Origin of the sequence: Sphingomonas sp. PL-96 (assembly GCF_020707215.1) — a bacterium.
Lineage (GTDB): Bacteria > Pseudomonadota > Alphaproteobacteria > Sphingomonadales > Sphingomonadaceae > Sphingomonas.
Map to the genome: position 1 here is coordinate 188,033 of NZ_JAJFET010000007.1, position 26,036 is coordinate 214,068.

The 26,036-nt window shown below is 68.0% G+C and carries 18 protein-coding genes; 12 read left to right on the forward strand and 6 right to left on the reverse strand.

The window, feature by feature from the left end; genetic code table 11:
- Positions 1-3: 3 nt before the first annotated feature.
- The 3 genes from LK533_RS13770 to LK533_RS13780 form a co-directional block, all read right to left on the reverse strand.
- Positions 4-2,841: a TonB-dependent receptor gene (locus LK533_RS13770; RefSeq protein ID WP_229363643.1), complete on the reverse strand. Its 2,838-nt coding sequence runs from the start codon at positions 2,839-2,841 to the stop codon at positions 4-6.
- Positions 2,842-3,186: 345 nt separating this feature from the next.
- Complete coding sequence (locus LK533_RS13775) at positions 3,187-4,971, reverse strand: EAL domain-containing protein (RefSeq protein ID WP_229363644.1); 1,785 nt, start codon at positions 4,969-4,971, stop codon at positions 3,187-3,189.
- Between the two features lie 214 nt (positions 4,972-5,185).
- Entirely contained in the window at positions 5,186-8,230 is a 3,045-nt protein-coding gene (locus tag LK533_RS13780; protein WP_229363645.1) for a TonB-dependent receptor domain-containing protein, read from the reverse strand.
- A gap of 436 nt (positions 8,231-8,666) precedes the next feature.
- Here LK533_RS13780 and LK533_RS13785 point away from each other — a divergent pair, with 436 nt between their 5' ends.
- Entirely contained in the window at positions 8,667-11,225 is a 2,559-nt protein-coding gene (locus tag LK533_RS13785; protein WP_229363646.1) for a PAS domain-containing protein, read from the forward strand.
- Positions 11,226-11,266: 41 nt separating this feature from the next.
- On the opposite strand, the gene LK533_RS13790 is transcribed toward LK533_RS13785, so the two are convergent.
- A complete protein-coding gene (locus tag LK533_RS13790; protein WP_229363647.1) occupies positions 11,267-12,058 on the reverse strand; it encodes a Crp/Fnr family transcriptional regulator in 792 nt (263 codons plus the stop codon).
- Between the two features lie 106 nt (positions 12,059-12,164).
- The gene (locus LK533_RS13795; RefSeq protein WP_229363648.1) at positions 12,165-13,388 is read right to left on the reverse strand and encodes a molybdopterin molybdotransferase MoeA; all 1,224 of its coding nucleotides are present in this window, start codon (positions 13,386-13,388) and stop codon (positions 12,165-12,167) included.
- A 131-nt stretch (positions 13,389-13,519) separates the two neighbouring features.
- Here LK533_RS13795 and fdhD point away from each other — a divergent pair, with 131 nt between their 5' ends.
- The 10 genes from fdhD (at position 13,520) to LK533_RS13845 (ending at position 22,922) form a co-directional block, all read left to right on the forward strand.
- Positions 13,520-14,326 carry a formate dehydrogenase accessory sulfurtransferase FdhD gene (fdhD, locus tag LK533_RS13800; protein ID WP_420705862.1) on the forward strand — a complete coding sequence of 269 codons (807 nt, stop codon included), beginning with the start codon at positions 13,520-13,522 and terminating at the stop codon, positions 14,324-14,326.
- On the forward strand, positions 14,323-14,868 hold the full coding sequence (gene mobA / locus LK533_RS13805; RefSeq protein ID WP_229363649.1) for a molybdenum cofactor guanylyltransferase: 546 nt from the start codon (positions 14,323-14,325) through the stop codon (positions 14,866-14,868). Before fdhD ends, mobA begins: the two co-directional genes overlap by 4 nt.
- A 45-nt stretch (positions 14,869-14,913) precedes the next feature.
- Positions 14,914-17,196, forward strand: coding sequence for an FdhF/YdeP family oxidoreductase (locus LK533_RS13810; RefSeq protein WP_229363650.1), 2,283 nt, complete (start codon positions 14,914-14,916; stop codon positions 17,194-17,196).
- 111 nt (positions 17,197-17,307) lie between these two features.
- Positions 17,308-17,751, forward strand: a complete 444-nt coding sequence (locus LK533_RS13815; RefSeq protein ID WP_229363670.1) for a c-type cytochrome — start codon at positions 17,308-17,310, stop codon at positions 17,749-17,751.
- Positions 17,748-18,758 carry a cytochrome c oxidase subunit II gene (locus LK533_RS13820; RefSeq protein ID WP_229363651.1) on the forward strand — a complete coding sequence of 337 codons (1,011 nt, stop codon included), beginning with the start codon at positions 17,748-17,750 and terminating at the stop codon, positions 18,756-18,758. The genes LK533_RS13815 and LK533_RS13820 overlap by 4 nt, the downstream gene beginning before the upstream one ends.
- Positions 18,755-20,659, forward strand: coding sequence for a cbb3-type cytochrome c oxidase subunit I (locus LK533_RS13825; RefSeq protein ID WP_229363652.1), 1,905 nt, complete (start codon positions 18,755-18,757; stop codon positions 20,657-20,659). Before LK533_RS13820 ends, LK533_RS13825 begins: the two co-directional genes overlap by 4 nt.
- Positions 20,656-21,273, forward strand: coding sequence for a cytochrome c oxidase subunit 3 (locus tag LK533_RS13830; protein WP_229363653.1), 618 nt, complete (start codon positions 20,656-20,658; stop codon positions 21,271-21,273). Before LK533_RS13825 ends, LK533_RS13830 begins: the two co-directional genes overlap by 4 nt.
- Positions 21,270-21,608: a hypothetical protein gene (locus LK533_RS13835; protein WP_229363654.1), complete on the forward strand. Its 339-nt coding sequence runs from the start codon at positions 21,270-21,272 to the stop codon at positions 21,606-21,608. The genes LK533_RS13830 and LK533_RS13835 overlap by 4 nt, the downstream gene beginning before the upstream one ends.
- On the forward strand, positions 21,596-22,522 hold the full coding sequence (locus tag LK533_RS13840) for a cytochrome c oxidase assembly protein (protein ID WP_229363655.1): 927 nt from the start codon (positions 21,596-21,598) through the stop codon (positions 22,520-22,522). The genes LK533_RS13835 and LK533_RS13840 overlap by 13 nt, the downstream gene beginning before the upstream one ends.
- The gene (locus tag LK533_RS13845; protein ID WP_229363656.1) at positions 22,512-22,922 is read left to right on the forward strand and encodes a c-type cytochrome; all 411 of its coding nucleotides are present in this window, start codon (positions 22,512-22,514) and stop codon (positions 22,920-22,922) included. Before LK533_RS13840 ends, LK533_RS13845 begins: the two co-directional genes overlap by 11 nt.
- A gap of 9 nt (positions 22,923-22,931) precedes the next feature.
- On the opposite strand, the gene LK533_RS13850 is transcribed toward LK533_RS13845, so the two are convergent.
- Positions 22,932-23,231: a hypothetical protein gene (locus tag LK533_RS13850; protein WP_229363657.1), complete on the reverse strand. Its 300-nt coding sequence runs from the start codon at positions 23,229-23,231 to the stop codon at positions 22,932-22,934.
- 119 nt (positions 23,232-23,350) lie between these two features.
- On the opposite strand from LK533_RS13850, the gene LK533_RS13855 reads away from it, so the two are divergent.
- A complete protein-coding gene (locus LK533_RS13855; RefSeq protein WP_229363658.1) occupies positions 23,351-25,687 on the forward strand; it encodes an FdhF/YdeP family oxidoreductase in 2,337 nt (778 codons plus the stop codon).
- Positions 25,688-26,036 lie beyond the last annotated feature (349 nt).

Here is a 26,036-nt window from a genome sequence, read left to right on the forward strand (position 1 = left end):
GTGTCAGAACCGGAACCGCACGCCCGCCGTGTAGCTCGTCTCGTCGTAGCGATATTCGTTGCCGAGATAGGGCTCGGCGAAATAGCCCTGATATTTGTTGCCCAGGATGTTGGTGCCGCCAAGATCGAAGCGGATGCGCTCGTTCATGTCCCAGCTGAGCCCAAGGTCGAGACGCCCGGCCGGCTTCACATAGTTGAGCAGCAGGGGATTGTAGGTCGGGTCGGCGGCGCGGGATTCGTCTTCGAGCGGGCGGATGCCGAGCCCGCCGGTCTCGTCCGCGTCATAGTATCGCGAGCGGTAGGTGTAGACCAGGCGGCCGGAGAAGCCGTATTTCTCGAACAACAGCCCGACGTTGTAGTTGTATTTCGACACGCCCTGCAGCGGCAGCCCGGCGAGCCGGTCGCTGCCCTTCACCTCGGTATCGGCATAGGTGAAGTTGGCCATCAGCCCGAGCCCGGACAGCGCGCCCGGCAGGAAGTCGAAAAACGCCTGTCCGCTCACCTCGACGCCCTGCAGCCGGGCGGAGCCGATGTTGCGGGGGCGGCTGATCGAATAGTTGATGCCGTCGATCACCTCGTTGGCGGAGGCCGTCACCACCCGGTCGGTGATGTCGCGCTTGTAGGCGGCCACCGCCACGAAGCCGCGCGGGAAATAATATTCCAGGCTGGCGTCGTAGCTGTCCGATTTTTGCGGGCGCAGGTCCGGATTGCCGGCCGAACCCGAGTTGAGGAGGTTCGGGTTGGTCGACAGCGAATAGGTGAGGCCGGGGTTGAGCGAGGCGAAGTCCGGGCGTCGCACCGTCTTGGCATAGGTTGCACGGAACTGGAGCCCACCGCCGAACTGCACGCGCGCGCTGGCATTGGGGAGAATGTCGACGTCGGCGGTGCTGGCGGAAAGCGGGCGGATCTCGGTCCGGGCCGGCTGGCCGTTGGCCGCCGGGATGGTAACCACGCTTGACCCGGTGATGGTCCGTTCGGTCCGGGTCGGGCGAACGCCGACGACGCCGTCCAGCGTCACCGCCCCTGCGATCGGCGTCGCATAGCTCAGCTGGGCATAGCCCGCGAAGGTGCGCTCGCTTGCATCGAAGCGGCGTTCTGGCTGGTAAGCGGGATCCCCGGTCGGCACGCCGTAAAAGGCCCGCAGCAGATCGCGTCCTTCGTCCGAGCGCAGGAAGTCCGGATCGGGGACCAGCGCGCCCGCGCCGTTGTTGAAGGTCGGGATGCCCGGCATCTTGTAGAGGTAATCCGCGGGCAGGCCTGAATCCTCGACCCGGATCGCCGTGGCTTCGGTGCCGGTGCCGATGCTGCCGCCCGGCGCGCCCTTGTTGAGGACCGCCTGCTGGAACTTGGCGGAGCGGTCGGCGAAGCGGAAGCCTGCCTGGAACTTGCTCAGCAGGCTGCTGTCGATGTCGAAGCTGCCGTCGAGCCGCGCCTGCCACAGGTCGCCGGTCGATTTGTTGAAATTCTGGTCGAGGCCCTGGGCCACCACCAGGTTCGCGGACGACAGATAGGGGTCGCCGGGCGTGGTGACGTGCGCGCCGTCGCCGGTGTTGGCGGTATATTCGAACACCGGCAGCCGCTGGCTGACCACTGCCAACACCGTTTCCGACGTGTAGGTCGAACGCTGGTAGGACAGCTCCGCCTTGGCGCTGACGCCATCGGCCTCGTAGCGGGCACCGAGCGCGCCCATCCAGGCGTCCGTGCGATTGTCGTAGCTGTAGGTCTTCTGCTCGCTCACCGCGTTGGTGAAGGTCGCGGAGGAGACCTTGCACAGCTCCTGCACCGTGAAGCCGGGCAGCGTCACGGGGGTGCCGCCCGGCAGCGGCGTCTGTCCGCTGTCGTTGCGGCCGCGCGCGGTGATGCACTGGTCCGACACTTCGACGTCGGAGATGCCGGTGCCCGGCAGGAACAGCTGCGCGTTGGCGAGCGACCATTGGCTTTGTGAACGATAGCCGGTGTAGAGCGCGTCGGCATAGACCTGCACGCTGTCCGACGCCTGCCACTGGAGCGAGGCATTGGCCTGCGGCCGCTCGTACCAGCCATAATCGGAATGGCTCTCCACCACGTTCGGCAGCAGCACGCCGGGCAAGTTGAAGGGCAGGCTGGTGCCCTGTGCCGAGCGGCGCACGCCTTCGCGGGTGCGCGGGTGGTTGTAGTGGGTCTTGGCCCAGCTGACGTTCACCAGCGCGCCGATGTCGCCGATCCCGGTTTCCCAGGTGTCGGTCGCCAGGATGCTGACCTGCGGATCCAGCCGGTCGGACTTCAGCCCATAGTTGCCGCGCGCGTTCACCACGACGGTCGGCTTCTTGAAGTTGAACGGCTTGTTGAGCTGCAGGTCGATGATGCCGGCAATGCCGCCTTCGATCAGGTCGGCAGTGTTGGACTTGACGACGTCCACCCGCGCGAGCGCGTCGGCGGGCAGGTCCTGCATCGAAAAGGTGCGGCCGGTGGTGGTGATGAGCTCGCGCCCGTCGACCGTGGTCAGGATGTCGCCCAGGCCTCGCACGCGGACATTGCCGATCTCGTTCGATGCGGTGACCGACACCTGGACGCCCGGCACGCGCTGAAGTGCTGCGGCAGTGGTGGGATCGGGGAACTTGCCGATATCCTCCGACACGATCGAGTCCACGATCTGCGCGGCGCTCTGCTTGATCTCGGCGGCGCGTTCCAGGCTGCGGCGGATGCCCGTCACGACGATGTCGGCGGGGTCGTCGGCCGTCTGGCCGGCAGCTTCTGAGGCGACCGGCTCCGGCGCGGCGGACTGCGCCGGGGTGCCTCCTTGCGCCGACGCAACGCTGGAAAGGGCCAGCATCGATACCCCCAGCAGAACGGTAGACCGCATCGTCCTATCCCCCCCTCGGCGTCGTCTGACGTGACGCACCTTGTCATCCTATTTGTATGACACAGGGGTGGAGCCAAGATCCTGCAAGAAGCGGTTTGCTGCCGTGAAGTTCTCGTTCGTCATCGGTCTTCTGCGCCGGGTTCTCCCGGACACTTCGGCCGGTTGCGAGCGTCATGCGATGGTTTCCATGCCGGACGTCGGGACAAACTTCTTGCTGCGACGGAGCCGGTCCAGCTCAAGACCTGTTGCAACTCCATATAAAGACAGGGATTTTGGGAGCTTGTCGTGCAGGCATTGCCTGACGGACGTTGAAGCCTTGGGTCGCGCAGCTGCGGACCGAAGCGATCAGCGCCCCATCAGCAGGGCGGTGGTCGCGTCTCGATCCACCGGGCGCGAGAAGAGATAGCCTTGGCCGAGCAGGCAGCCGAGCGATGCCAGGTGCCGGGCCTGGGCTTCGGTCTCGATGCCTTCGGCGACCACGCGGATGTCCAGCTTGCCTGCGATGCGGATCAGCCCCTCGATGATCGCCTCGCTGGGGTCGCCGGGAGCGAGACGATCGACGAAGCTCTTGTCGATCTTGATGATGTCGACCGGCACCGTCAGCAGATGGGTGAGGGACGCAAAGCCGGTGCCGAAATCGTCGAGTGCGACGCGCAGCCCCTTGGCCCGCAGCGCCTCCACGGCGCTCTGCACGATGCGGCTGCCCTGCCCCATGTAGACGGACTCGGTCACTTCCAGGATCACGTGCTGCAAGGGAACGCCCTCGGCGGCAAAGGCCGCCTCCAGCACGCGGTCGACGGATCCGTGCATGTCCGCGGACGAGACGTTGATGCCGACATGCTTGAACGGGATGCCCAGGTCGAGCCAGTGCCGCACGTCGGCCGCGATCAGCGCCATCATGCGCGCCGTCAGTTCATGCGCCACGTGCGCGTCGGTCGTGGCTTCGTGAAAGGCCGCGGCGGGCAGGACCCGATCGCCGACGCGCATGCGGCACAGCGCCTCCAGCCCCACGACCTGGCGCGTTTCGAGCAGCACGATCGGCTGGTAATGCGCCTCGATCCGGTTGTCCCGCAGCGCCTCGTCGACGTCGCGAATGGCGGTGAGCCGCCGGGTGATGCTGGTGCCGATCCCGGGCCAGTAGCGGATAAAGCCGCCGCGGCCGCTTTCCTTGGCGTGGTAGAGGGCGAAGTCGGCATTCTGGCGGACCCGTTCGGCCGTGCGGTCGTCCTCGGCGAGCAGCGCGCCGCCGATGGTTGCGCGCGGCACCACGACATGCCCGGCGCAGTCGCTGGGCGTCCGCAGCGTAGCGAGGATATGCTCCGCGGCTTCCTCCGGTGCCTGGAGCATGCTGGCGGACTGAACGATCACGGCGAACTCGTCCCCGCCGATCCGGAAACAGCGGTCTGGCCAGACGGCGTTCGAAATCCGCTCGCTCGCGATCCGCAACAGGCAGTCGCCGGTGTGATGCCCGAAGGTGTCGTTGACGACCTTCAGATTGTCGAGGTCGACCACGAAGATCGCCCAGGCCTCGGGGACCGTGCACGGCAGCTGGCCCAGCGCTGCCTCGAACGCGGCACGGTTCGCCAGGCCGGTCAGCGCATCGGTGTAGGCGCGGCGTTCGCGGTCCAGCACCCGCTGGTCGCGTTCGATCGCGATGACGCCCAGGTGGACGCAATAGCCGACGATCTCCTCCTCGGCCGGGGTAGGGCCGCGGCATTCGCGATAATAGAAGGCAAAGGTCCCGACCGGCGCGCCGTGCGCGTCCAGGATGGGACTGGACCAGCACGCACGCAGGCCCAGCGGAAGGGCCAGGTGCCGGAAGTCCGTCCAGCGATCGTCCGTGGCGATGTCGGTGACGGTGACGGGCGTGCGCGAAAACGCTGCGGTGCCGCACGAACCCACCCGCGGCCCGGTCGCGATGCCGTCGAGCGCAGCGGAATAGGCGCTGGGAAGGCTGGGCCCGGCAAGCGGGTGCAGCAGGCCGTGCGAGTCGACGGTCAGCACCGAGCAGATCGCGCCCGGCACGAGTTTCTCGACCTCAAGGCACAGGCGGGTGCCTGTGCGCTCGAGTGCCTCTCCCTTTGCGATCATCTCAAGGATGACGTTCTGTAGTTCTAACAATCGTTCCATGCGCGCGACGCCATGTTCCAAGGGTCGGCCGGCATCTTTGCCTGCTGCCCCGATCATGGAGGAGCAGGCTTTCCAATGTCTTATCACCCCAGGCACAGGTGCGAGCGGCGGTCCGGGTCTGAAACGGGAACGCTGGTCGCGCTGCTTTTCTCCAGCAGCACATCCGAAACAGGAGCGGCCGCCCCCGGTTGCCCGGGGGCGGCCGCCTGGCCGGTTACAGGCGGAGCGAAACGCCCGCGACGATCTGGCGACCCAGGAGGTCGTAGCCCATGATCGTGTTGCCGCGCAGCAGACCGATCTGGGAACGGCTGTCCGGGATGATCGGCGGGTCACGGTCGAAGATGTTGTTCGCGGCGAGCCGGAACGTCATCTGCTTGTTGATGTCGAAGGTGAACGCCACGTCGAACCAGTCATAGGCCTTGATGCCCGCATACTCGTCGCGACGGGCGCTCTCGTCCTGCGCCGGGATGCCGGTTTCCTCCGGTGCGTAGAAGGTCAGCGGCATCGCACTGCGGTGGCGCCAGTTCAGCGACACGCTGGTGGCCCGGTCCGGGGAGGTCCAGGTCGTGCGGAACTGGTGCTGCCAGGTCGGCATGCTCTCGCCGCAGCCGCTGCCCCAATAGCCGGTGCAGTCGCGCGGCTCGACGGTCGGGGCACCCTGGCTGCCAACCAGCGTCATCAGCGTGCCGTTGAAGTTCATGTCGAGGGAGCCGACGTCGCCCAGGCCCAGGTTGTACTGGCCCTGGAAGTCCCAGCCGTGCGACTGCGACTTGTAGCCGTTGACCGATCCGCGCGACACCCAGCCGGTCGACGGGCTGGTGGCCGGCGAGCTCGACAGCGTGCCGTCCGCATTGCGCACGATGCCGCGGCAGAAATAGTCATTGCCGGTGCCGATGCACTCGTTGATCCAGTCGGCCGGGTTGAGGAAGGTGAGCTGGTCCTCCAGGTCGATCAGCCAGCGGTCGATCGACACGGTCAGGCCGGGCAGGAAGCGGGGCCGCAGGACCACGCCGAACGTCTTGGTGAAGGCGCTTTCGGGTGCGAGGTCGAAGCCGCCCTCGCGCACCGTGCAGCGATCGTCCGGGCAGATCAGCGTCGCGCTGCCATAGAGATTGTCGGCAAGGCCGGTGTTGCGGCACTGCTCCAGCGTTGCGGAGGGCGCCAGGCGCGGGCCGTTGGGGTTCGACGGATCGACGCGTGGCGCGCACGGGTCGGCATAGAAGCCCTGGTTCCAGAAGACGTTGGCAGCACCTGCAGCCGCGCCGACACCCGGTGCCGCCTGCGACTTGTTGTACGATGCGCGGAAGGTGATGTCGTCGATCGGCGCCCAGATGCCCTCTACCTTCCAGGTGCCGAAGCTGCCCTCGAGGCGGTTGTACTTCGACCGGCGATAGCCGGCGTTGAGCTGGAGCAGCTTGGTCCAGGACTGATCCTCGACCAGCGGCGCCTGCACCTCGATGTTGCCCTCCAGGATGTTCTGGGTGACGCGCTGGTTCTCGCCGTAGCCGTTGTTCTCCTGGAAGATCTCGTTGGCGATGGAGCGTTCCATCTCCTCGCGGTATTCGGCGCTGATCGCGATCGCGATGCCCTGCTCCGCAAGCGGCGAGGTGATGCCGTACTTGCCGAGATCGCCGCTGACCGTTCCCACGAACTGGAGCAGGCGGGGGATGCGCGTGTAGATGCCGCCGGTCGCACCGCCATAGAGGTAGTTGTTGAGCGCCACATCCTGATTGAAGGGCGCAAAGGCGTTGAAGGGCACGCAGGCCGGATCGGTGCCGTTGACCACCGAACGACAGGTCGGGGTGCCGCCGACGTTCACCACGTCGAGCGAATTGTTGACGCTTGCGACCTGCGCAAAGGGCGTGTCGATGTTGTCGAGCCGCGCGCGCGAGATCATGCCGGCAACGTCATAGGACCAGACGTCGTTCAGCACCTTGCCGCGCAGGCCGGCGACGATGCGATAGCCCTCGTTGATGAACTTCTGCTGGACCAGCGGCAGCCCGTCGAACCGGTAGCGCACGTCGAGCGGCGCGTACTGCCCCGCCACCCCGGCGTTGGCACCGCACAGCACCTGTGCCTGCGACCCCGACAGGAACGGGTTGTCGCAGTTCACCTGGTACGGCGTGCTGCCAAAGGCGGAGAAGGACAGAACGCGGTTGAGCGACGTGTTGTACGACTTGTCGCGATAGAACAGCCCGTTGCCGTAGAACTCGATGTGATCGGTGAGCTGGGCAGTGATGAAGCCGCCGGCGTTGATGCGGTCGAACGCGCGCTGGAATGCGAAATCGTCGTACGGGTTGGCCTGCGCCGCCGTCGGACCGCTGTTGATGGGAATAAAGGTGCCGTCGCCGTTCGGGTTGTTGACCAGCTGCGTTCCGGCAAAGGCGCCGGCCTGCGGGATGATCGTGCCGGCGGGCGTGTAGCTTGCGCGCGAGCATGCCAGCGGCGCAGTGTTGCTGGTCTGAACCACCTCGCAGACGGCGCCCGAGCGGTCGCGCAGGCGCACCAGATCCGACTGGCGATAGTTGACGAAGCCGCTGATGTTCACGCGGTCGTCGAACAGGTTGGTGCCCGCGGACAGGCTGATGTCGGCGCGCCCGCCGTCATTGGTCATGCCCGTCGCCGAGTCGACACCGATCCGGCTCGCAGCCTCGGTAACGGCGTTGGCGCGGTTGTTGTGATTGAAGAAGCTGTAGTTGGCGTCGATGCGGACGCCTTCGAAGTTCTTCTTGAGGATGAAGTTAACCACGCCCGAAACCGCGTCGGAGCCGTAGACCGACGAGGCGCCGCCGGTGAGCACGTCGATGCGGTCGACCAGCGCGGTCGGGATGATGCCGACGTCCACCGTGTTGGGCAGGCCGATACGCAGGCCGTCGATCAGCATCAGCGTGCGCTCATAGCCCAGGCTGCGCAGCTTGATGCGCTGGCGGCCTTCGGAATCGCTGAAATTCTGTTCCGAGTTCACCTGCACCTGGGGCAGGCGGTTCAACACTTCCTCGATGGTGGTCGCACCTTGCGCGGCGATCTCGGCCGAGGTGGTGGTGACGATCGGGGCTGCGGAACGGTTGTTCGGGCGCTGGATGCGCGTGCCCGTGACGATCACCTCGCCCTCGCCCCCGTCGCGCGATTCGGCGCGCTGGCTGTCGGCGGCAAGCTTTGCAGAGGCGACCGGATCGCCGATCGCGATGGCACCATCCTGTGCCGCAGCGTCCGCGTCCGCCGTCTGCGCGAACGCCGGTTGCGCCACCAGCGCGGCCACGCAGCAACCCGTGGCCAGCAAATGCCTTAACACCATCATCTTCCCCCTTGTGCACAACGCGCCGGAGGAGCCGCATGGCGTCGCCGTCCCTGTCGGCCGCGCCATACACGTGCGCATGTTGGCATTCTGATGCCTTGCCATGCCGCGCCCGCCCCCCGGCGTCGTGGTCGCGAAGCTGTCACAGTGGCTCTGTCGAGACAATACCAATCAAGTAAAAAGGTCAGCAAATGCGCAGTTCTACTTAGACCTGTTGCAACAAGTACACGAACGTCAAGAAGAACGGGGGCTGAGCGGAGGGGCCGGTGCACGAGGCCGGCGCGCCGAGGCGAGCGTCTTTGCGAATGCGGACGGGTCCGCTACGCTGGGCCCATCGAGGCGAGCATGCGAGGTCAAAGGCCCTGCGGATCGCGAACGCTTGCAGGTCCTTGCTGCCACGATGCCTGAAGTCTTTCCGCGTACCACGTTCGTGCCCCCTGCTCCGGAGCTCGCCTTTCTGGCCGGCGGTGGCGCGTGCGCCGCGCTGGTCGCCGAGTGGGACTGGTCGAGGACTCCGCTCGGGCCGATCGAAGCGTGGCCGCAGAGCCTGAAGACCGCGACGTCGATCCTGATGCGCTCGCCCGTGCCGATCGTGATGCTGTGGGGCGAGGACGGCGTGATGCTCTACAACGACGCCTATTCGGTGTTCGCAGGCGGCCGGCACCCCGAACTGCTCGGCTCCAACGTGCGCGAGGGCTGGCCCGAGGTCGCCGACTTCAACGACAATGTTATGAAGGTAGGGCTTGCCGGCAGGACGCTCGCCTATTCCGACCAGGAGCTGACACTGCACCGCCACGGACGGGCCGAGCAGGTGTGGATGGACCTGGACTATTCGCCGGTGCTGGACGAGTCGGGGCAACCGGCCGGCGTCATCTGCATCCTGGCCGAGACGACCGAGCGTGTAGCGGCCGAGCGCCACACTGCGTTCCTGCTGGCGCTGTCGGACGCGTTGCGCCCGCTTGGCACCCCGGCAGAGATCATGGAAGTCACCGCCAAGGCGCTGGGCGAGCAGCTCGACGCCAGCCGGGTCTTCTATGCCGAGATCGCGAGCGGGATGATGACGGTGGAGCGCGACCACAACCGGGGCGTGCCCTCGATCGTCGGCACGCATTCGCTGGAAGCCTTTGGTCCCGACCTGCTGCGCGCCTACCGCCCAGGGGCGCCAGTGGTGGCACACGACGTGCCGGCGGACGAACGATTGAGCGAGGAGGCGCGCGCCGGCCTGTTGGCGCGACACGTGGGCGCGTTTGTCGACGTCGTCCTGTTCGAGGAAGCGCAATGGGTCGGGCTGCTGGCCGTGCAGAGCGCGACGCCGCGGGTGTGGACGCCCGCAGAGGAAAGCCTGGTCCAGGAGGTGGCGGACCGGGTCAAGGCAGTGGTCGAGCGTGCGCGGGCCGAAATGACCCTGCACGAGCTCAAGAACACGCTGGAGCAGCAGGTGATCGAGCGCACGGCCGAGCTGCGCCGCTATCACGAGATCGTCGAGGCGACCGCGGCGCCGATCTGCGCCTTTGACACGGACTATCGGCTGGTCGCGTTCAACCGCGCGCACAATTCCGAGTTCCGACGCGTCAACGGCTTCGACACCAGGGTCGGCGACGTGTTCCCCGACCTGTTCCTGCCGGAGCAGGCGGTCGTGATGCGCGGGTTCATGGCGCGCGCGCTGGCCGGGGAAAGCTTCACCACCGCCGCGGCGTTCGGGCGCCCGGAACTCGGCATGCCGTGCTGGGAGATCAGCTACACGCCGCTGCGCGACCCGAGCGGCCGGGTGATCGGCGCCTTTCACCACGCCAACGACATTTCCGACCGGCTGGTGGCGCACGCCGAACTGGAGGCGGCGCAGGAGGCGCTGCGCCAAAGCCAGAAGATGGAGGCGATGGGCAGCCTGACCGGCGGGGTGGCGCATGACTTCAACAACCTGCTCACCCCGATCATCGGCTCGCTGGACATGCTGGCGCGCAAGGGCCTGGCGACCGAGCGTGAGCAGCGGCTGGTCGACGGCGCGCTGCAATCGGCGGAGCGGGCGAAGACACTGGTGCAGCGGCTGCTCGCCTTTGCGCGCCGCCAGCCGCTTCAGCCGATCGCGGTCGACGTCGAGCGGCTGGTCGAGAACATGGTCGGGCTGATCGACACGACGCTGGGACCGACGATCAGCATGGACGTGTCGGTGGCGCCGGACCTGCCGCCGGCGCGGGCAGACGCCAACCAGCTGGAGATGGCGCTGCTGAACCTGGCGGTGAACGCGCGCGATGCCATGCCCGATGGCGGGACGCTGCGCATCGCGGTGACTCGCGAGACCGCGGGCGAGGGCGATGCCGGCGACATGGCGCCCGGGCAGTATGTGTGCGTGGCGGTGCACGACAGCGGCATCGGCATGGACGAGGCGACTCGCCAGCGCGCGATCGAGCCGTTCTTTTCCACCAAAGGCGTGGGCAAGGGCACGGGCCTGGGCCTGTCGATGGTGCACGGGCTGGTCGCACAGCTGGGCGGCGGTTTGCGGATCGACAGCGCGCCGGGTGCCGGCACGCGCATCGCGCTGTGGCTGCCGGTGAGTGCCGCCGCGGCCGATGGCGCGGCGCTGGTCTCGGACGCGCTTTCCAGCCTGTCGGCACGCGGCACCGCATTGCTGGTGGACGACGAGGATCTGGTGCGCATGAGCACGGCCGACATGCTGGCCGGGTTCGGCTATTCGGTGACGGAGGCGAGTTCGGCGGAAGAGGCGATCGGCCTGGTTGCGACGGGGCTGCGCCCCGACCTGCTGGTAACCGATCATCTGATGCCGGGCATGACCGGTGCGCAGCTGGCGCATGCGTTGAAGGCGAGCTGGCCCGAACTGCCGGTGCTGATCGTGTCGGGCTATGCCGAGTCCGAGGGCGTCGACCCCGATCTCCAGCGGCTGACCAAGCCGTTCCGCGCCGACGAATTGGCGGCGAGCCTGTCGGCCCTGGCGGGCGGGTAAAGGCCTCGCACGCGACGGGAAGGGCGGCGTCCGGCCTGGGCTCAGACCATCTCGTCGACCGAGAGATAGGATGCGTCGAAGCCGGCGATCTGCCGCAGTTCGTGCGGGTCGTGGATGCGCAGCGTGCGATGGCTGAGGGAGATGAGCCCCCGCGTCCGCAGGATCTGAAGCGTGCGGTTCAGGTGGACGGCGGTGAGCCCGAGCGTGTCGCCCAGCTGCTCTTGCGTGAAGGGGAAGGGCGCGGTGTCGTCGGCGGTGAGCCCGACCTGTTCCAATCGCGTCCACGTCTCACACAGGAAGTGGGAAAGTCGCTCCAGCGCATTGCGCCGTGCGATGCTGACAAGGCGCTCGCGCAGGATGCCTTCGTCCACGATGGTCGACCGGAAAAAGGCCTGGCCGATGCGGGGTGAGCTCCAGAGCAGATCCCAGAGGTTCGACAGCGAGGAGGTTGCGACGTTCGCATCGGTCAGCAATCCGACCGAATAGTCCATCTTCCTCGATACAAAGGCATAGACGTCGCAGATGTCCCCGGGGATCAGGAAGCTGATGATCTGCCGCTTGCCGTTGTCCAGGCTCTTGTACCGGTACCCCCAGCCATCGAGCAGGACATAGGTTTTCTCGACCCGCTCATACTCCCGGATGAGGTCCTGTCCCGCCGGGGCGAGCCGAGGCTGTCGGCAGAAGTCGTTGAGCAGCCTCTTGTCCTGAGCATCCAGGCGGACGAAGCTGTCGAACTTGCGGGTAAGCGCAGAGTCACGGCTCGCGAAGTCGCTGTCGCTTGGAGGCAGAGGTGACGAGGGAAGGCGCCGCCACGCAAGAGCAGGCTTGTTCATGACAGTCACCGAACAGGGACACTGCGCCGACCCTATCGGTCCGCGTGACGTCTGTAAGCTCGGCAAAAATGCGTAGGCCCCGGCTTCAGCGGAAGCCATGTCCTGCTCAGAAGCGCAGTGTCTGCACCAGATCACCGGCCGCCCCGGCTGGCGCGTCCGGGGGCCTGCGGACGAGCAGGTCGGCGCGCGCGAGCAGGGCCTGGTTGGAGGCGGCCTGGCGTTCGAGGATTTCGACACCTCCCGCCGTGCGCGCGGCGCAGAGGAAGGACTCGCGCGGGGCCCCGGCTTCGACAGGCGTGGCAAGCGGCGTGGATTGCCAGTCGAGGCCGGCGGCAAAGCCGCGGCCCTCGAGCGCAGTCAGCAGCGGGACCAGGAACAGGCGCGCAACCGTCATCGCCGCGGTGGGATTGCCGGGCAGGCCGAGGACGTGACGCGCGCCGATGCGGCCGTACCAGACGGGCTTGCCGGGTTTGATCGCGACGCCCACGAAGCGGGGGACGAGGCCGAGCGGGGCGAGGCCGGCGCGGGCGAGGTCGCGCTCGCCGCGTGAGGCGCCGCCGGCCATGACCAGGATGTCGCAGTCGGAGAGCATAGCCTCGGCCGCCGCGGTGATGGCGGCAGCGTCGTCGGCAACGCGGCTGGTGCCGCCGGGCTGGCCGCCCCATTGCCGGACCAGGAGCTGGATCGCCTCCGACAGGCTGTCGGGGACCCGCGCCTCGCCCGCCGATGCGTCGCCGGGGGCGACGAGTTCGTCGCCGCTTGCGATCACGTGCACGCGCGGGCGCCGCCACACGGTGACCTGGCCCGAGTCGGCGGCGGCCGCGACCACCAGCGCGCGCGGATCGAGGATGCGCCCCGCATCGAGCACGGCGGAGCCGGATGCGAAATCGGAGCCGCGCGGGCGGACGTGGCGCTTGCGTGGCAGGGCGGCGGGAAGTTCGACCCAGCCGTCGCCTTGCTTGAGCAGTTCGACCGGCACGACCCGGTCGGCGCCGGCGGGCAGGGCGGCGCCGGTGGTGATGGTGACGGCCGCGCCCTTGGCGGAGCCGGCGAAGGGCGAGCCGGCATAGGCGGCGCCGATCACGTGCAGGCGGCGGGTGCCGTCGGCGAGATCGGCGTCGCGCACCGCCACGCCGTCCATCGCGGCGGCGTCGTGGCGGGGTGAGTCGAATGCGGCGCGCACGGGTTCGGCGAGCACGCGGCGCCCGGCCTTGCGCAGCGCCACCTGCTCGGTGCCGAGCGGGAGCGCCCCTTGCGCCAGCAGCGCCTGCGCCGCGTCGAAGCTGAGGTCTGCCCAGCAGGGCTCCGGAGGCGTTTCGACAAGCGACATAGGTGTTGTTCCGTGATTCCGCGCCCCCGCGCTCGTGTGGCGCATGCGCCTGAGGGCTGGCCAGTGGCAATCGCTTGTTTGCGCGGGGCGGGCGCTTGTTTGCGCGGAGCGGGAGGTTCAACAGGGACGACATGACCAGCCAGCAGGATTTCGATGCGACGGGCGAGGCGGTGCGGACCGCAATGGTGGCGATCACGCCCGCGGGCGCGCGCACCGAAGTGGCGCGGCCGATCGCAGTGGAGCGGCCGGTTGCGATCGAGTTCAACGGGCTTGGCTATGCCGTGGTGATGGCGACGCCGGCGGCGCTGGAGGATTTCGCGACCGGCTTTGCGCTGTCGGAGCGGTTGATCGAGCGGATCGAGGAGCTGGTCGACATCGACATCCACCCGACCGAGCGGGGGGTGGTGGTACGGGTGACGCTTGCCCCCTCGCGCGCCGAGGCGGTGGTGGAACGCGTGCGCCACCGGGTGACCGAATCCTCGTGCGGGCTGTGCGGCATCGAGAATCTCGAACAGGCGATCCGGCCGCTGCGCCGCGTGACGCAGGCACCGGCGCCGGCCGATGCTGCGATCTTTGCCGCGGTGGGCGCATTGCGCGATCACCAGCCGCTCAACCGCGCGACCGGGGCGGTGCATGCTGCAGCACTGGTCGCCGCCGACGGGACGATCCGGCTGGTGCGCGAGGACGTCGGCCGGCACAGCGCGTTCGACAAGCTCAACGGCGCGATGCTGCGCGAGGGGCTGGGCTGGGACGGCGGCTTTGCGCTGCTGTCGTCGCGCTGCTCCTATGAGCTGGTGGAAAAGGCGGCGCTGGCCGATTGTCCCACGCTGGTGACGATTTCCGCGCCGACCAGCCTCGCCATCGCCCGCGCGCACGATGCGGGCGTGCGGCTGGTGGTGCTGGCGCGGTCGGACGCGGTGCTGGCGGTGGGCGCGTGAAGGTCCTCGGCGCGATCCTGGCGGGCGGGCAGGCGCGGCGGTTCGGGTCGAACAAGGCGCTGGCGCTGCACCGGGGCGAGCCGCTGATCGCCCATGCCGCGCGGGCGCTGTGCGACCAGGTGTCGGCAGTGGTGGTGTGCGGGGGCGGCGGACTGCTGCCCGAGCTGGCCGAGCTGGCCGACCGGCCCGCACCGGGGCTGGGGCCGCTGGGCGGGCTTGCCGCTGCGCTGTTCCATGCGCAGGCGCACGGTTTCGACGGCGTGGTGAGCGTCGGGTGCGACACGCCGGTGTTGCCCGCCGACCTGGTGCGGCAGTTGCAGGCGGGCGGGGGGCCTGCCTATCTGGAGGCGATGCCGCTGATCGGCTGGTGGCCGAGCGCGCTGTCGCCGGCGCTGGACAGGTTCGTGGTCGAGGATGCACGTCGCTCGCTGCGCGGCTGGGGCACGGCGGCGGGCGCCGCGGCGATCACGATTGCCGAGCCGATCGCCAACATCAACACGCCCGCGGACCTGGCCGCGCTGGAGGCACCGGGCGTCGGTTGAGCGCGGTCGGCCACGCGCCTATGCTCAGCCCAGGGAGAGTGCGCCATGGCCGACGAGAAGCAGGGAACCGTCCACTACACGGGTGCGGAAGGCGGCTGGGGATCGGTCCGCGGCATTGTCGAGACCTGGGGGCGCGAGGTCGACAGGCCGGCGGCGCTGCGCACGCTGGAGCGGCAGAACAAGCCCGGCGGCTTCATGTGCGTGTCCTGCGCCTGGACCAAGCCGGCGCATCCGCATGCGTTCGAATTCTGCGAGAACGGCGCCAAGGCGACCTTGTGGGACCTGACCACGCGCCGCTGCACGCCGCAGGTGCTGGGCCGGCATCGGGTCAGCGAGCTCAGGACCTGGCGCGACCATGACCTGGAGCAGCTGGGGCGGCTGACGCACCCCATGCGCTATGATGCCGCGACCGACAGCTATGTGCAGGTCGGCTGGCAGGAGGCGTTCGACGCGATCGGACGCGAGTTGAACGCGATCGATCCGGGGTCCGCGGTGTTCTACACGTCCGGCAAGGCGAGCCTGGAGACGGCATATCTCTTCCAGCTGTTCGCGCGGCTGTACGGGCACGACAACCTGCCCGACTCGTCCAACATGTGCCACGAGACGACCTCGGTCGCGCTCAAGAAGCTGATCGGCGTGCCGGTGGGCACCAGCGTGCTCAGCGACTTCGACCAGTGCGACGCGATCTTCTTCTTCGGCCAGAACACGGGGACCAACAGCCCGCGCATGCTCCATCCGCTGAAGGAAGCGGTGGAGCGCGGGGTGAGGATCGTGACGTTCAACCCGATCCGCGAACGCGGGCTGGAGGTGTTCCGCGATCCGCAGAGCCCCGCGGAAATGCTGCACCTGAAGAAGCCGACGCAGATCTCGCAGCAATATTGGCAGGTGCGGCCCGGCGGCGACATCGCGGCGATCACCGGCCTCATCAAGCATATCCTAGCGGCCGAGGAGAAGCTTTGGGCCCAAGAAGGGCGCCACGTGCTGGATGTCGACTTCATCGAGCAGCACACCGCCGATTTCGAGGCGCTGAAGGCGCATGTCGCGACCGTCGGCTGGGACGCGATCGAGACGGAATCGGGCCTGTCGCGCGACGATCTGGCGGCGGCGGCACAGGTCTATGTCGAAGCCGACAAGACCATCATCATGTACGGCATGGGCCTTACCCAGCAGGTGCACGGGTTCGAGAACCTGGCGATGATCGTCAATTTGCTGCTGCTGAAGGGTAATATCGGGCGCGAGGGCACCGGCTGCTCGCCCGTGCGCGGCCATTCCAACGTGCAGGGCCAGCGCACCGTCGGCATTTCGGAGAAGCCCGAACTCGTACCGCTCGACAAGCTCGCCGAGCTGTTCGGCTTCGATCCCCCGCGCGACAAGGGGCTGAACACCGTCGAGGCGTGCGAGAAGATCCTCTCCGGCGAGGTGAAGGCGTTCATCGGGCTGGGCGGCAATTTCGTGCGCGCCGTGCCGGAGCGCGAGAAGATGGAGGCGGCGTGGACGCGCCTCAACCTCACCGTCCAGATCGCGACGCGGCTCAACCGCAGCCACCTGATCAACGGCAAGGTCGCCTATCTGCTGCCGTGCCTGAGCCGTGCGGAAGTGGACGAGCAGGCGAGCGGGCCGCAGACGGTGACGATGGAGGACAGTCTGAGCTGCATCCATGGGTCGGTGGCGCACGCCAGGCCGGCAAGCGAGCATCTGTTGTCGGAACCCGCGATCGTGGCAGGGCTCGCCAAGGCGACGCTGCCGGGGAACCCCAAGGTGCGCTGGGACGAATGGATCGCCGACTATGGTCGCATTCGCGACCTGATCGAGGAAACTTATCCGGACGAGTTCGCGCAGTTCAACGCGCGCATGTTCACGCCCGGCGGCTTCTACCGCGGCAATGCGGCGCGCGAGCGGATCTGGAAGACCGAGAGCGGCAAGGCGCAGTTCACGGTGCCCGAGCATCTGTCGGCGGCGGGGTTCGAGGATGCGCCGGGGCGCTACCGGCTGATCACGCTGCGGTCGAACGACCAGTTCAACACCACCATCTATGGCTATTCGGACCGGTTGCGCGGGATCGAGGGCACGCGCGACGTGCTGCTGATGCACCCGGACGAGATCGCCGCAGCCGGGCTGAAGGAAGGCCAGGTCGTGGGACTGAAGACCGATGCGCGCGATGGCGTCCATCGCGCGGTCGGCGGGTTGACGGTCACGCCGTTCCTGCTGCCGCGCGGGTGCGTCGCCTCCTATTATCCCGAGATGAACGTGCTGGTGCCGCTGGCGCACCACGACCAGGAATCGAAGACGCCGGCGAGCAAGGCCGTGCCGGTGCGGATCGTGGTGTGAAGGCGGGTTCGAAGAAGAACGACGGCTCGACTGATTTGCGTTCTTGACCGCGACTGCACGGCGCGCGAGGTTCGGCGGGTGTCGGGCAGGAAACGCTTCCCTTTGCTGGTCGTGTTGGTAGCTGCCCTTGCGGGATGCAGCGCGGAATCGCGCAGCGTCGGTCCGGACCTGCCGCAGACCGAGCCCAATGGCGCGCAGGATCCGCGCGCGGCCCGCTATGAGCGGAACGTCTATCAGGTCGCGCAGGGCGGGCGCTATTTCACCTGGTATGGTTGTGGCGTGTGCCACGGCAGCGATGCGACCGGGACGCGCAACCTCAACGACAAGCTGTGGGCGCATGGCAGCGACCTGGAACAGGTCTATCGCTACATCGCGCGGGGCCATGCCGGAGCGCTGGCGCGCTATGGCGAGCGTATTCCGCCCGAGCAGCTGTGGCAGATCACCGCCTATGTCCGCACTTTGCCCCAGCTGAAGCCGGAGAAGCGGCGGCGGCAGGACGTCGAGCAGGTCGGGGAGGCGCAGGGCCGCAGCTGGACAGGGCCGATACTGCCATGAGCGCGCGCAGGCTGGCACTGCTGCCGTTGCTGGCGCTGTCGGCGTGCGAGGGCGGCTTCCAGTCGCCGCTCGCGCCCGCGGGCGAGCAGGCGGCCAGCATCGGCTCGCTGTTCTGGCTGATGATGGCGGTGTGCGGGTTCATGTACCTGCTGGTGCTGACTGGGTTGGGCGTCAGCGTGCTGCGTGCGCGCCGCCGCCGGGGAGAGGTGCGCGCGCCCAGCATCAACCCGGGTGATCGCGGCCTCAATCGCGGGTTGCTGTTCTGGGCCGGGCTGATCGTGACGGGGCTGACCGTGCTCATCACCGGCAGCTTCCTGGTCGAACGCGGCATTGCCGAGGCGCGAGCGCGCGATGCGCTGGAGATCCGCGTCACCGGGCATCAATGGTGGTGGCGCATCCAGGTACGCGATCCCGCGACCGGCGGCTGGATCGAAACCGCCAACGAGCTACACCTGCCGCTGGGGCAGACGACCCGCGTGTCGCTGGGCTCGGCGGACGTGATCCACAGCTTCTGGATCCCCAACATCGCCCAGAAGCTCGACCTGATCCCCGGCCGCATCAACCAGGTCGACCTGACGCCGACGCGCGCCGGCTGGTTCCGCGGCCAATGCGCGGAGTTCTGCGGCGTCCAGCACGCGCACATGGCGCTGGACGTGAAGGTCGACACGCCGCAGGAATTCGCGACATGGCTCGCGAGCCAGAGGCGCCCCGCCGCGGCCCCGGCCGATGCGGTGGCGGCACGCGGGCTCCAGGTGGTCGCGCGCGGCCAGTGCGCGATGTGCCATGCGATCCGCGGCACCCAGGCGACCGGCCGGGCCGGACCCGACCTTACCCATTTCGGCGCACGCCGCTCGGTCGCCGCCGGTACCCTCACCATGAGCCGCGGCGCCGTGCAGGGCTGGATCACCCAGCCGCAGGCGGTGAAGCCCGGCACGATGATGCCGCCGGTCGCGCTCTCGCCCGCCGATGCCGATGCGGCCTCGCGCTATCTGATGGACCTGAAATGACCGATCCGCGCACCCCAGCTGTCGAACGCGGCAAGCTGCGCGTCTCCTGGGCCGATGCCCCGGGGATCTGGGGCTTCCTGACCACGGTCGATCACAAGCGGATCGCCGCGCGCTATATCCTGACGGTGGTGCTGCTCCTGTTCCTGGCGGGCATGCTCGCGCTCGACATGCGGCTGCAACTGGCCATGCCCGACATGGAGCGGATGACGCCGCAGCTCTACAACGAGAGCTTCTCGCTCCACGGTTCGACCATGTTGTTCCTGGTGTCGGTGCCGGTGATGGAGGCGATGGCGATCTGGCTGGTGCCGCTGATGCTGGGGCAGCGGGCGCTCGCCTTTCCGCGGCTCGCGGCGTTCAGCTACTGGCTGTATCTCGGCGGCGTGCTGATGCTGTGGGTGCCGCATGCGTTCGGCATCACGCCCGACCTCGGCTGGTTCGAATATCCGCCGCTGTCGGGGCCTGCCTATTCGCCCGGCCACCGCGCCGACATCTGGGCGCAGATGATCACCTTTACCGAGGTCGCCGCGCTGTCGGCGTCGGTCAACGTGGCGGCGACCGTGCTCAAGATGCGGCCGCCCGGCATGACGCTGGCGCGCATCCCGCTGTTCGTCTGGGCGATGTTCCTGTCCGCGCTGATGACGATCTTTGCGCTGCCCGCGGTCATGCTGGTCACCAGCATGCTGATTTCGGACCGGCTGGTGTCGACCCAGTTCTTTGCGGCAGGGGCCGGCGGCGACCCGGTGCTGTTCCAGCACCTGTTCTGGTGGTTCGGGCACCCGGAGGTGTACATCATCTTCCTGCCGGCCGCCGGCTTCGTGTCGGTGATCGTGGAGACGTTTTCGCGCCGGACGCTGTTCGGCCATGCCGCGGTGGTGCTGTCGATGCTCGGCATCGCCGCGCTCGCCTTTGGACTGTGGGTCCACCACATGTTCGCGGTCGGGCTGCCGCGGCTGGGCAATGATTTCTACACCGCGGCCAGCATGGCGGTGGCACTGCCCGCCGGCATCCAGATATTCTGCTGGATCGCGACGCTCTGGAGCGGGCGGCCGCGGTTCGACACGCCGCTTTTGTGGGTGCTGGGCTTTATCGTCACCTTCGTGATCGGCGGGCTGTCGGGGGTGATGACGGCATCGGCCCCGCTCGACCAGCAGCTGACCGACACCTACTTCATCGTCGCCCATTTCCACTACGTGCTGGTCGGCGGCGCGATGTTCCCGCTGTTTGGCGCCTTCACCTATTGGTATCCCAAGGCGACCGGACGGATGATGTCGGAGTTCTGGGGCAAGGTGAGCTTCTGGCTGATCGCCGGCGGCTTCAACCTGGGATTCTTCCCGATGCACATCCTGGGGCTGCAGGGGATGCCGCGGCGCATCTACACCTATAGCGAGGGCATGGGCTGGGGGACGCTCAACATGGTGGCCTCGATCGGCTCCGCCATCGCCGTGGCCGGCGGGCTGGTCTTCGTCGCCAACGCGGCCTGGAGCTTCTATCGTGGCCGGGCGGCCGGGCCGAACCCGTGGGACGGCTCGACCCTCGAATGGGCGGTGCCCTCGCCGCCGCCGCCGCATAATTTCGAGGCGACGCCGGTGGTCGACAGCCTGACGCCCATGTGGACGCAGAAAGAGGGGCTCGCGGTGATGAGCGGTCTGGCCGTCGATCGGCGCGAAGTGCTGGTGACCTCGGTTGTGGAGGCGACCCCGGAGTACCGCCAGAAGAGCCCGCCGCCCTCGATCGCGCCACTGGTGGCGGCGATCGCCGTCACCATCCTGTTCATCGGCAGCATCTTCACCCCCTGGGCATTGGTGTGGGGGGCGGTGCCGGTGGGGATCGCGCTGACCTGGTGGTTCTGGCCGCAGCGGGAGCGCGCCAAGACCGGCCCGCTGCGGGCGCGCAGCCGATGAGCGACGCCGTGCCCACCCGCACCGTCGGCGACCTGTCCGACCTGCCCGAAAGCGCGGCCGGCGCCAGCCACCTGGTGTGGTGGGGCAACATCGGCTTCATGGCGATCGAGGGGACGGCCTTTGCGCTGGCCGCGGGCGCCTATCTGTATCTCATGAGCCAGACCGCCGGCTGGCCGCCCGATGGCGTGCGCCCGCCCGACCTGCTGTGGCCCGCGGTGCTCACGCTGGGGCTGTTCCTGAGCGAGATCCCGAACCTGTGGGTGCGGCGCAGGGCAAAGGCGAAGGACGAGCGCGGCGTGCGGTTCGGCACGCTGGCGATGACCGTGATCGGTCTGTTGCTGCTGATCCCGCGCGGGTTCGAGTTCGCGCACCTCAATGTCGCCTGGTATGACAATGCCTATGGCTCGCTCGTGTGGATGCTGATGGTGCTGCATACCAGTCACCTCATCACCGACATCGGCGACACCGCGGTCCAGAGCGTGTGGCTCTTTACCCACGAGGTGGGCGACGACCAGTTCGCCGATGTCGAGGACAATGCCAATTACTGGACCTTCGTGGTGCTGACCTGGCTGCCGATCGGCGCACTGATCCATCTGGCGCCGAGGCTGGGGTGAGCGCGCCGCTTTCCCGCTGGGCGCGCGTGCGACCCTGGGCGGCGCTGCTGCTGCCGCCGGCGGCCTGGTATGTCTTTGAACTGGGGCTGGGGAGCGTGCTCAAGGTCGATTGCGCCCCGGTCGGCACTTGGCTCGGGCTTTCCTGGGGAGCGGCGAGCCTGCTGCTGTGTGCGCTGGCGGCGGCAATCGCCTGGCCCTGCGCGCAGCCGGCGGGAGACCAGACGCCGCCGCGTGCGTGGCTTTCGCGAGTGGCGTTGCTGCTCGCCGGCATCTTTGCGCTCGCCATCGCCTTCCAGACGCTGGCCGTGCTGATCGTCCCGCCATGCGTCAACTGATCCGCCTTCTGGCCCTGCCGGCGCTTGCCCTGCCGGCGCTTGCGCTGCCGGGCGCGGCGCTCGCGCATGGCGGCCACGATCATGGCGAGCCCCCCGGCTGGACCTGGGACCCGTGGATCACGGTGCCGCTGCTGCTATCCGCGCTGCTGTTCGCGCTCGGCTGGCGGCGGTTGTACGCACGGTCGAGCGGGGGGCGGGCGCAGTTGCGCCGACGGGCATGGTGGTTCGCCGCCGGCTGGGTCGTGCTTGCCGGCGCGCTGGTGTCGCCGCTGCACGAGGCGGGGGAGCGATCCTTCACCGCCCACATGATCGAGCATGAACTGCTGATGCTGCTCGCCGCACCGCTGGTGGTGCTGGCCGAACCCTTGTCGGCGATGCTCTGGGCGTTCGCGCCCGGCGCACGGCGCGCGCTCGGCCGGATCAGCGCGAGCCGGGCCGTGTCGGTGCCCTTCACCTGGGCCACCGGCGCGATCGTCGCCACCGTCCTCCAGGCGGCAGTGCTGTGGATCTGGCACATGCCGTCGCTCTTCGACATCGCGCTGGCGAGCGAGGGCTGGCACGCGGTCCAGCATCTCTGCTTCCTGGTCAGCGCGCTGTTGTTCTGGACGGCAATGCTCGGCCGGCGCGGGGCGGGGGCGAGCGCGCAGGGAGACCGGGCGCTTGCCGCCTTCTGCCTGCTCGTCACCTCCTTCGTCACCGGGGCGCTGGGGGCGCTGATGGCCTTCTCCCAATCGCCCTGGTACGCGGGCTATGCCCGGCTGGCGCTCGCCCCGTTCGGCATGACCCCGGCGGAGGACCAGCAGGTCGCGGGTCTCGTCATGTGGGTGCCCGGCGGGCTCGTCCACCTGGTCGCCGCGCTGGTGCTGTTCCGCACGCTGCTGGTGCCAACGCAAAGGACCGCCGATGCCGTCTGAGCTGCGCTTCGTGCTGATCCTCACCGGCATCGCCACGCTGGCGGGTGCGGCGTCGGTGTTCGGCATCTACCGCCAGGATGCGGCCCAGGCGCGCACCCAGGCCGAAGCGATGACCGGCGGCCATGTCGATGCGGGCAAGGCGGCGATGGCGCGCACCAATTGCGGCGCCTGTCATCGCATCCCGGGGATCGCCGGCGCCACGGGCACGACCGGCCCCGCGCTCAACGGCATCGCGGTGCGGGCCGAGATCGCGGGCGTGCTGGTCAACAACCCCGGCAACATGGTCCGCTGGTTGCGGCAGCCGCAGCAGGTGGTGCCCGGCAACGGCATGCCGAACCAGGGGCTGACCGAGCAGGAAGCGCGCGACATGGCGGCGTATCTCTACACGGTGAAGAAGTAGGGGGCTGCGTCAGCTCGGGTGCGCTTCCGCCAGCGCCTCGGGCGGGGCGGTGTCGGCGGGCAGCGGCGCGTCGTCGTCGTCCTCGGTCGCGGCGATCCAGATCTGCACCATGGCATAGGCCAGCACCCCGGCCAGGCCGGCAAGCAGCACCGCCGGGCGCACGCCGGTGCGGGCCGACACGCGGTGCAGCGCCACCTCGCCGCCGCCGAGTGCGTTGACCACCACGGGTACGACCTGCGTATCCAGGAACAGCTTGGGGGCCGACGGGCCGGACGGCTTCTTCAGCATATAATCGCGATCGACCAGCATGCGGTCCTCCCGGTCCAGGCCTGTGTTTCGAGTTTTTCCACGAACAATTCGCGGCGCTGGCGGTTCCGGTGCAACCCTGGCGGGCACCAGGTGTTTGGCTCCTGTCTCCCGCCGGAGTGATGTCGTTGGAAAAGCCCGAATATAAGCCGTACCGCCTTCCCGCAGGCGGATGGGGTTCCGCCCGGTCGGTGGGCAATATCCTCAGGCGAGAGGGCGTGCTGGGAAGCGTGCCCGTGGCGCTCAGCCGCCACAACAAGGTCGATGGCTATCAGTGCAACAGCTGCGCCTGGGTGAAACCGGCAAGCCCGCTGCCGTTCGAATATTGCGAGAACGGCGTGAAGGCGGTCGCCTGGGAGCTGACAGCCAATCGCTGCACGCCCGCCTTCTTCGCCGAGCATACGGTGAGCGAGTTGCTCGAGTGGGACGACTATCACCTCGAGCAGCCGGGCCGGCTGACCCATCCGCTGCGCTATGACGCGGCGACCGACAAATATGTGCCGGTGTCCTGGGGCCATGCCATCGAGGAGATCGCGCGCGAACTCCGAGCGGTCGAGGACAAGCGGAAAGGGACGGTGTTCTACAGCTCGGGGCGACTGTCGAACGAGGCGAGCTATCTCTACCAGCTGTTCGCCCGCGCCTATGGCAACAACAACCTCCCCGACAGTTCCAACATGTGCCACGAGACGACCTCGGTCGCGTTGCCGCAGAGCATCGGCCAGGCGGTGGGATCGGTGGACCTGGGCGATTTCGCCAAGTCGGACTGCATCCTGTTCTTTGGCCAGAACCCGGGCAGCAACTCGCCGCGCATGCTCCACCCGCTGCAGGAGGCGAGCCGGCGGGGTGTGCCGATCATCACCTACAACCCCTTGCGCGAGCGCGGGCTGGAGCGGTTCCTGAACCCGCAGTCGCCGACCGAGATGGTGACCGGCAAGGAAACGCGGATCAGCTCGCAATATCATCAGGTCAAGGCGGGCGGCGACCTGGCGGCGATCGCCGGCATCTGCAAGGCGGTGCTGGCGCTGCACGAGGGCGCGCGCGGCACCGGCGGGGCGCCCGTGCTGGACGAGGCGTTCATCGCCGAGCACACCCATGGCTTCGACCAGTTCGCCGACTGGCTGCGTGCCCAGGACTGGGCCGAGCTCGAGCGGCATTCCGGCCTCTACCGCGCGGACATGGAGGCGACCGCCCAGGTCTATGCCCAGTCGCAGGCGGTGATCGCCGTCTATGGCATGGGGCTGACCCAGCATCATGCCGGGGTCGAGACGGTGCGCATGCTGGTCAACCTGTTGCTCATGCGCGGCAACATCGGCCGCGAGGGCGCGGGCATCTGCCCGGTGCGCGGCCATTCCAACGTGCAGGGCCAGCGCACCATGGGCGTGACCGAGAAGCCCGAGCTGTTCCCGCTCGACCGGCTGGGCGAGCAGTTCGGCTTCGAGCCGCCGCGCGAGCCCGGCTACAACACGGTGGAGACCTGCGAAGCGGTGCTGAAGGGGGAGGTGAAGGCCTTCTTCATGCTCGGCGGCAATTTCGTGCGCGCGATCCCCGATCATGGCCAGATGGAGCCGGCGTGGCGCAACATCCGCCTGACGGTGAACGTCATCACCAAACTCAACCGCAGCGCGCTGCTGCCGGGCGAGATCAGCTACATCCTGCCCGTGATCGGCCGGCTGGAGATCGACGAGACCGAGGCGGGACAGCAGGCGCTGTCGATGGAGGACACGTCGGGCTGCGTGCACGGCAACCGCGGGTTACGCACCCCGGCCTCGCCGCACCTCATCAGCGAGATGCGGCTGATCTGCGAGCTGGCACAGCGCGTGCTCGACCCCAATCCGCGCATGCGCTGGGACGCCTATATGCGCGACTATGCCGAAATTCGCCGCGAGATCGGCGAGACGCTGCCCGACACCTTCTGGGACTATGACCGGCGGATGTGGGAGCCGGGCGGGTTCCAGCGGCCGCTGCCGGCCAAGAAGCGCGAGTGGAAGACCGACACGGGGCGTGCGAACTTCGTGACGCCCACCATGCTCGACGAGGATGCCGACATGCCGGCGCAAGGCCCGGACGTGCTGCGGCTGATGACGCTGCGCAGCAACGACCAGTTCAACACCACCGTCTATGGCTATGACGATCGCTTCCGCGGCATCAAGAACACCCGCAAGGTGGTGCTGATGAACCGCTCGGACATCGACCGCCTCGGGCTGAAGGTTGGTCAGGCCGTGACGCTGCGCACGGTTGCCGACGACGGCGTCGATCGCCATCTGTCGGGCATGCTGGTCGTGGCCTACGACGTCCCGCTCGGTTGCATCGGCGGCTATTATCCGGAGTGCAACGTGCTGATGCCGGTATGGCACTATGCGGCGGAGAGCATGACGCCTGCGGCCAAGTCGATCCCGGTCACCGTGCATTCCGATGGCCCGGCCGTGCTGGAGCCGCAGCTGGAATATGCGGAAGGCTAAGGGAGAGGCGTCCATCAGGCGGGGGAAGGGGCGCGGTGCGGCTTTTTTCGTCGCCTTGGCGGGCGACCGGAACTTTTTTCAAAAAACTGCAATCGAATCGCTTGACGGTATCCGACCCCTACCCTAAATGCCTGTTCACCGGACGGGGCGGCCTTCACGGCCTGGTTCGAACGGTTCTAAGACGCGAGGTACCGGGCCACTCCCGAAAGGGGGTGACATTCGGCGCCGGCGTTTTGTTCTTTGACATTGTTGGTTTAGATGAAGGGACATGTGGGCGGCGGCTCCGGGTTCTGGCGTTTTCAAGGCGTCGGGTATTCGGTTAAAGCTTAAGCCAGTTCATATGTCCTAT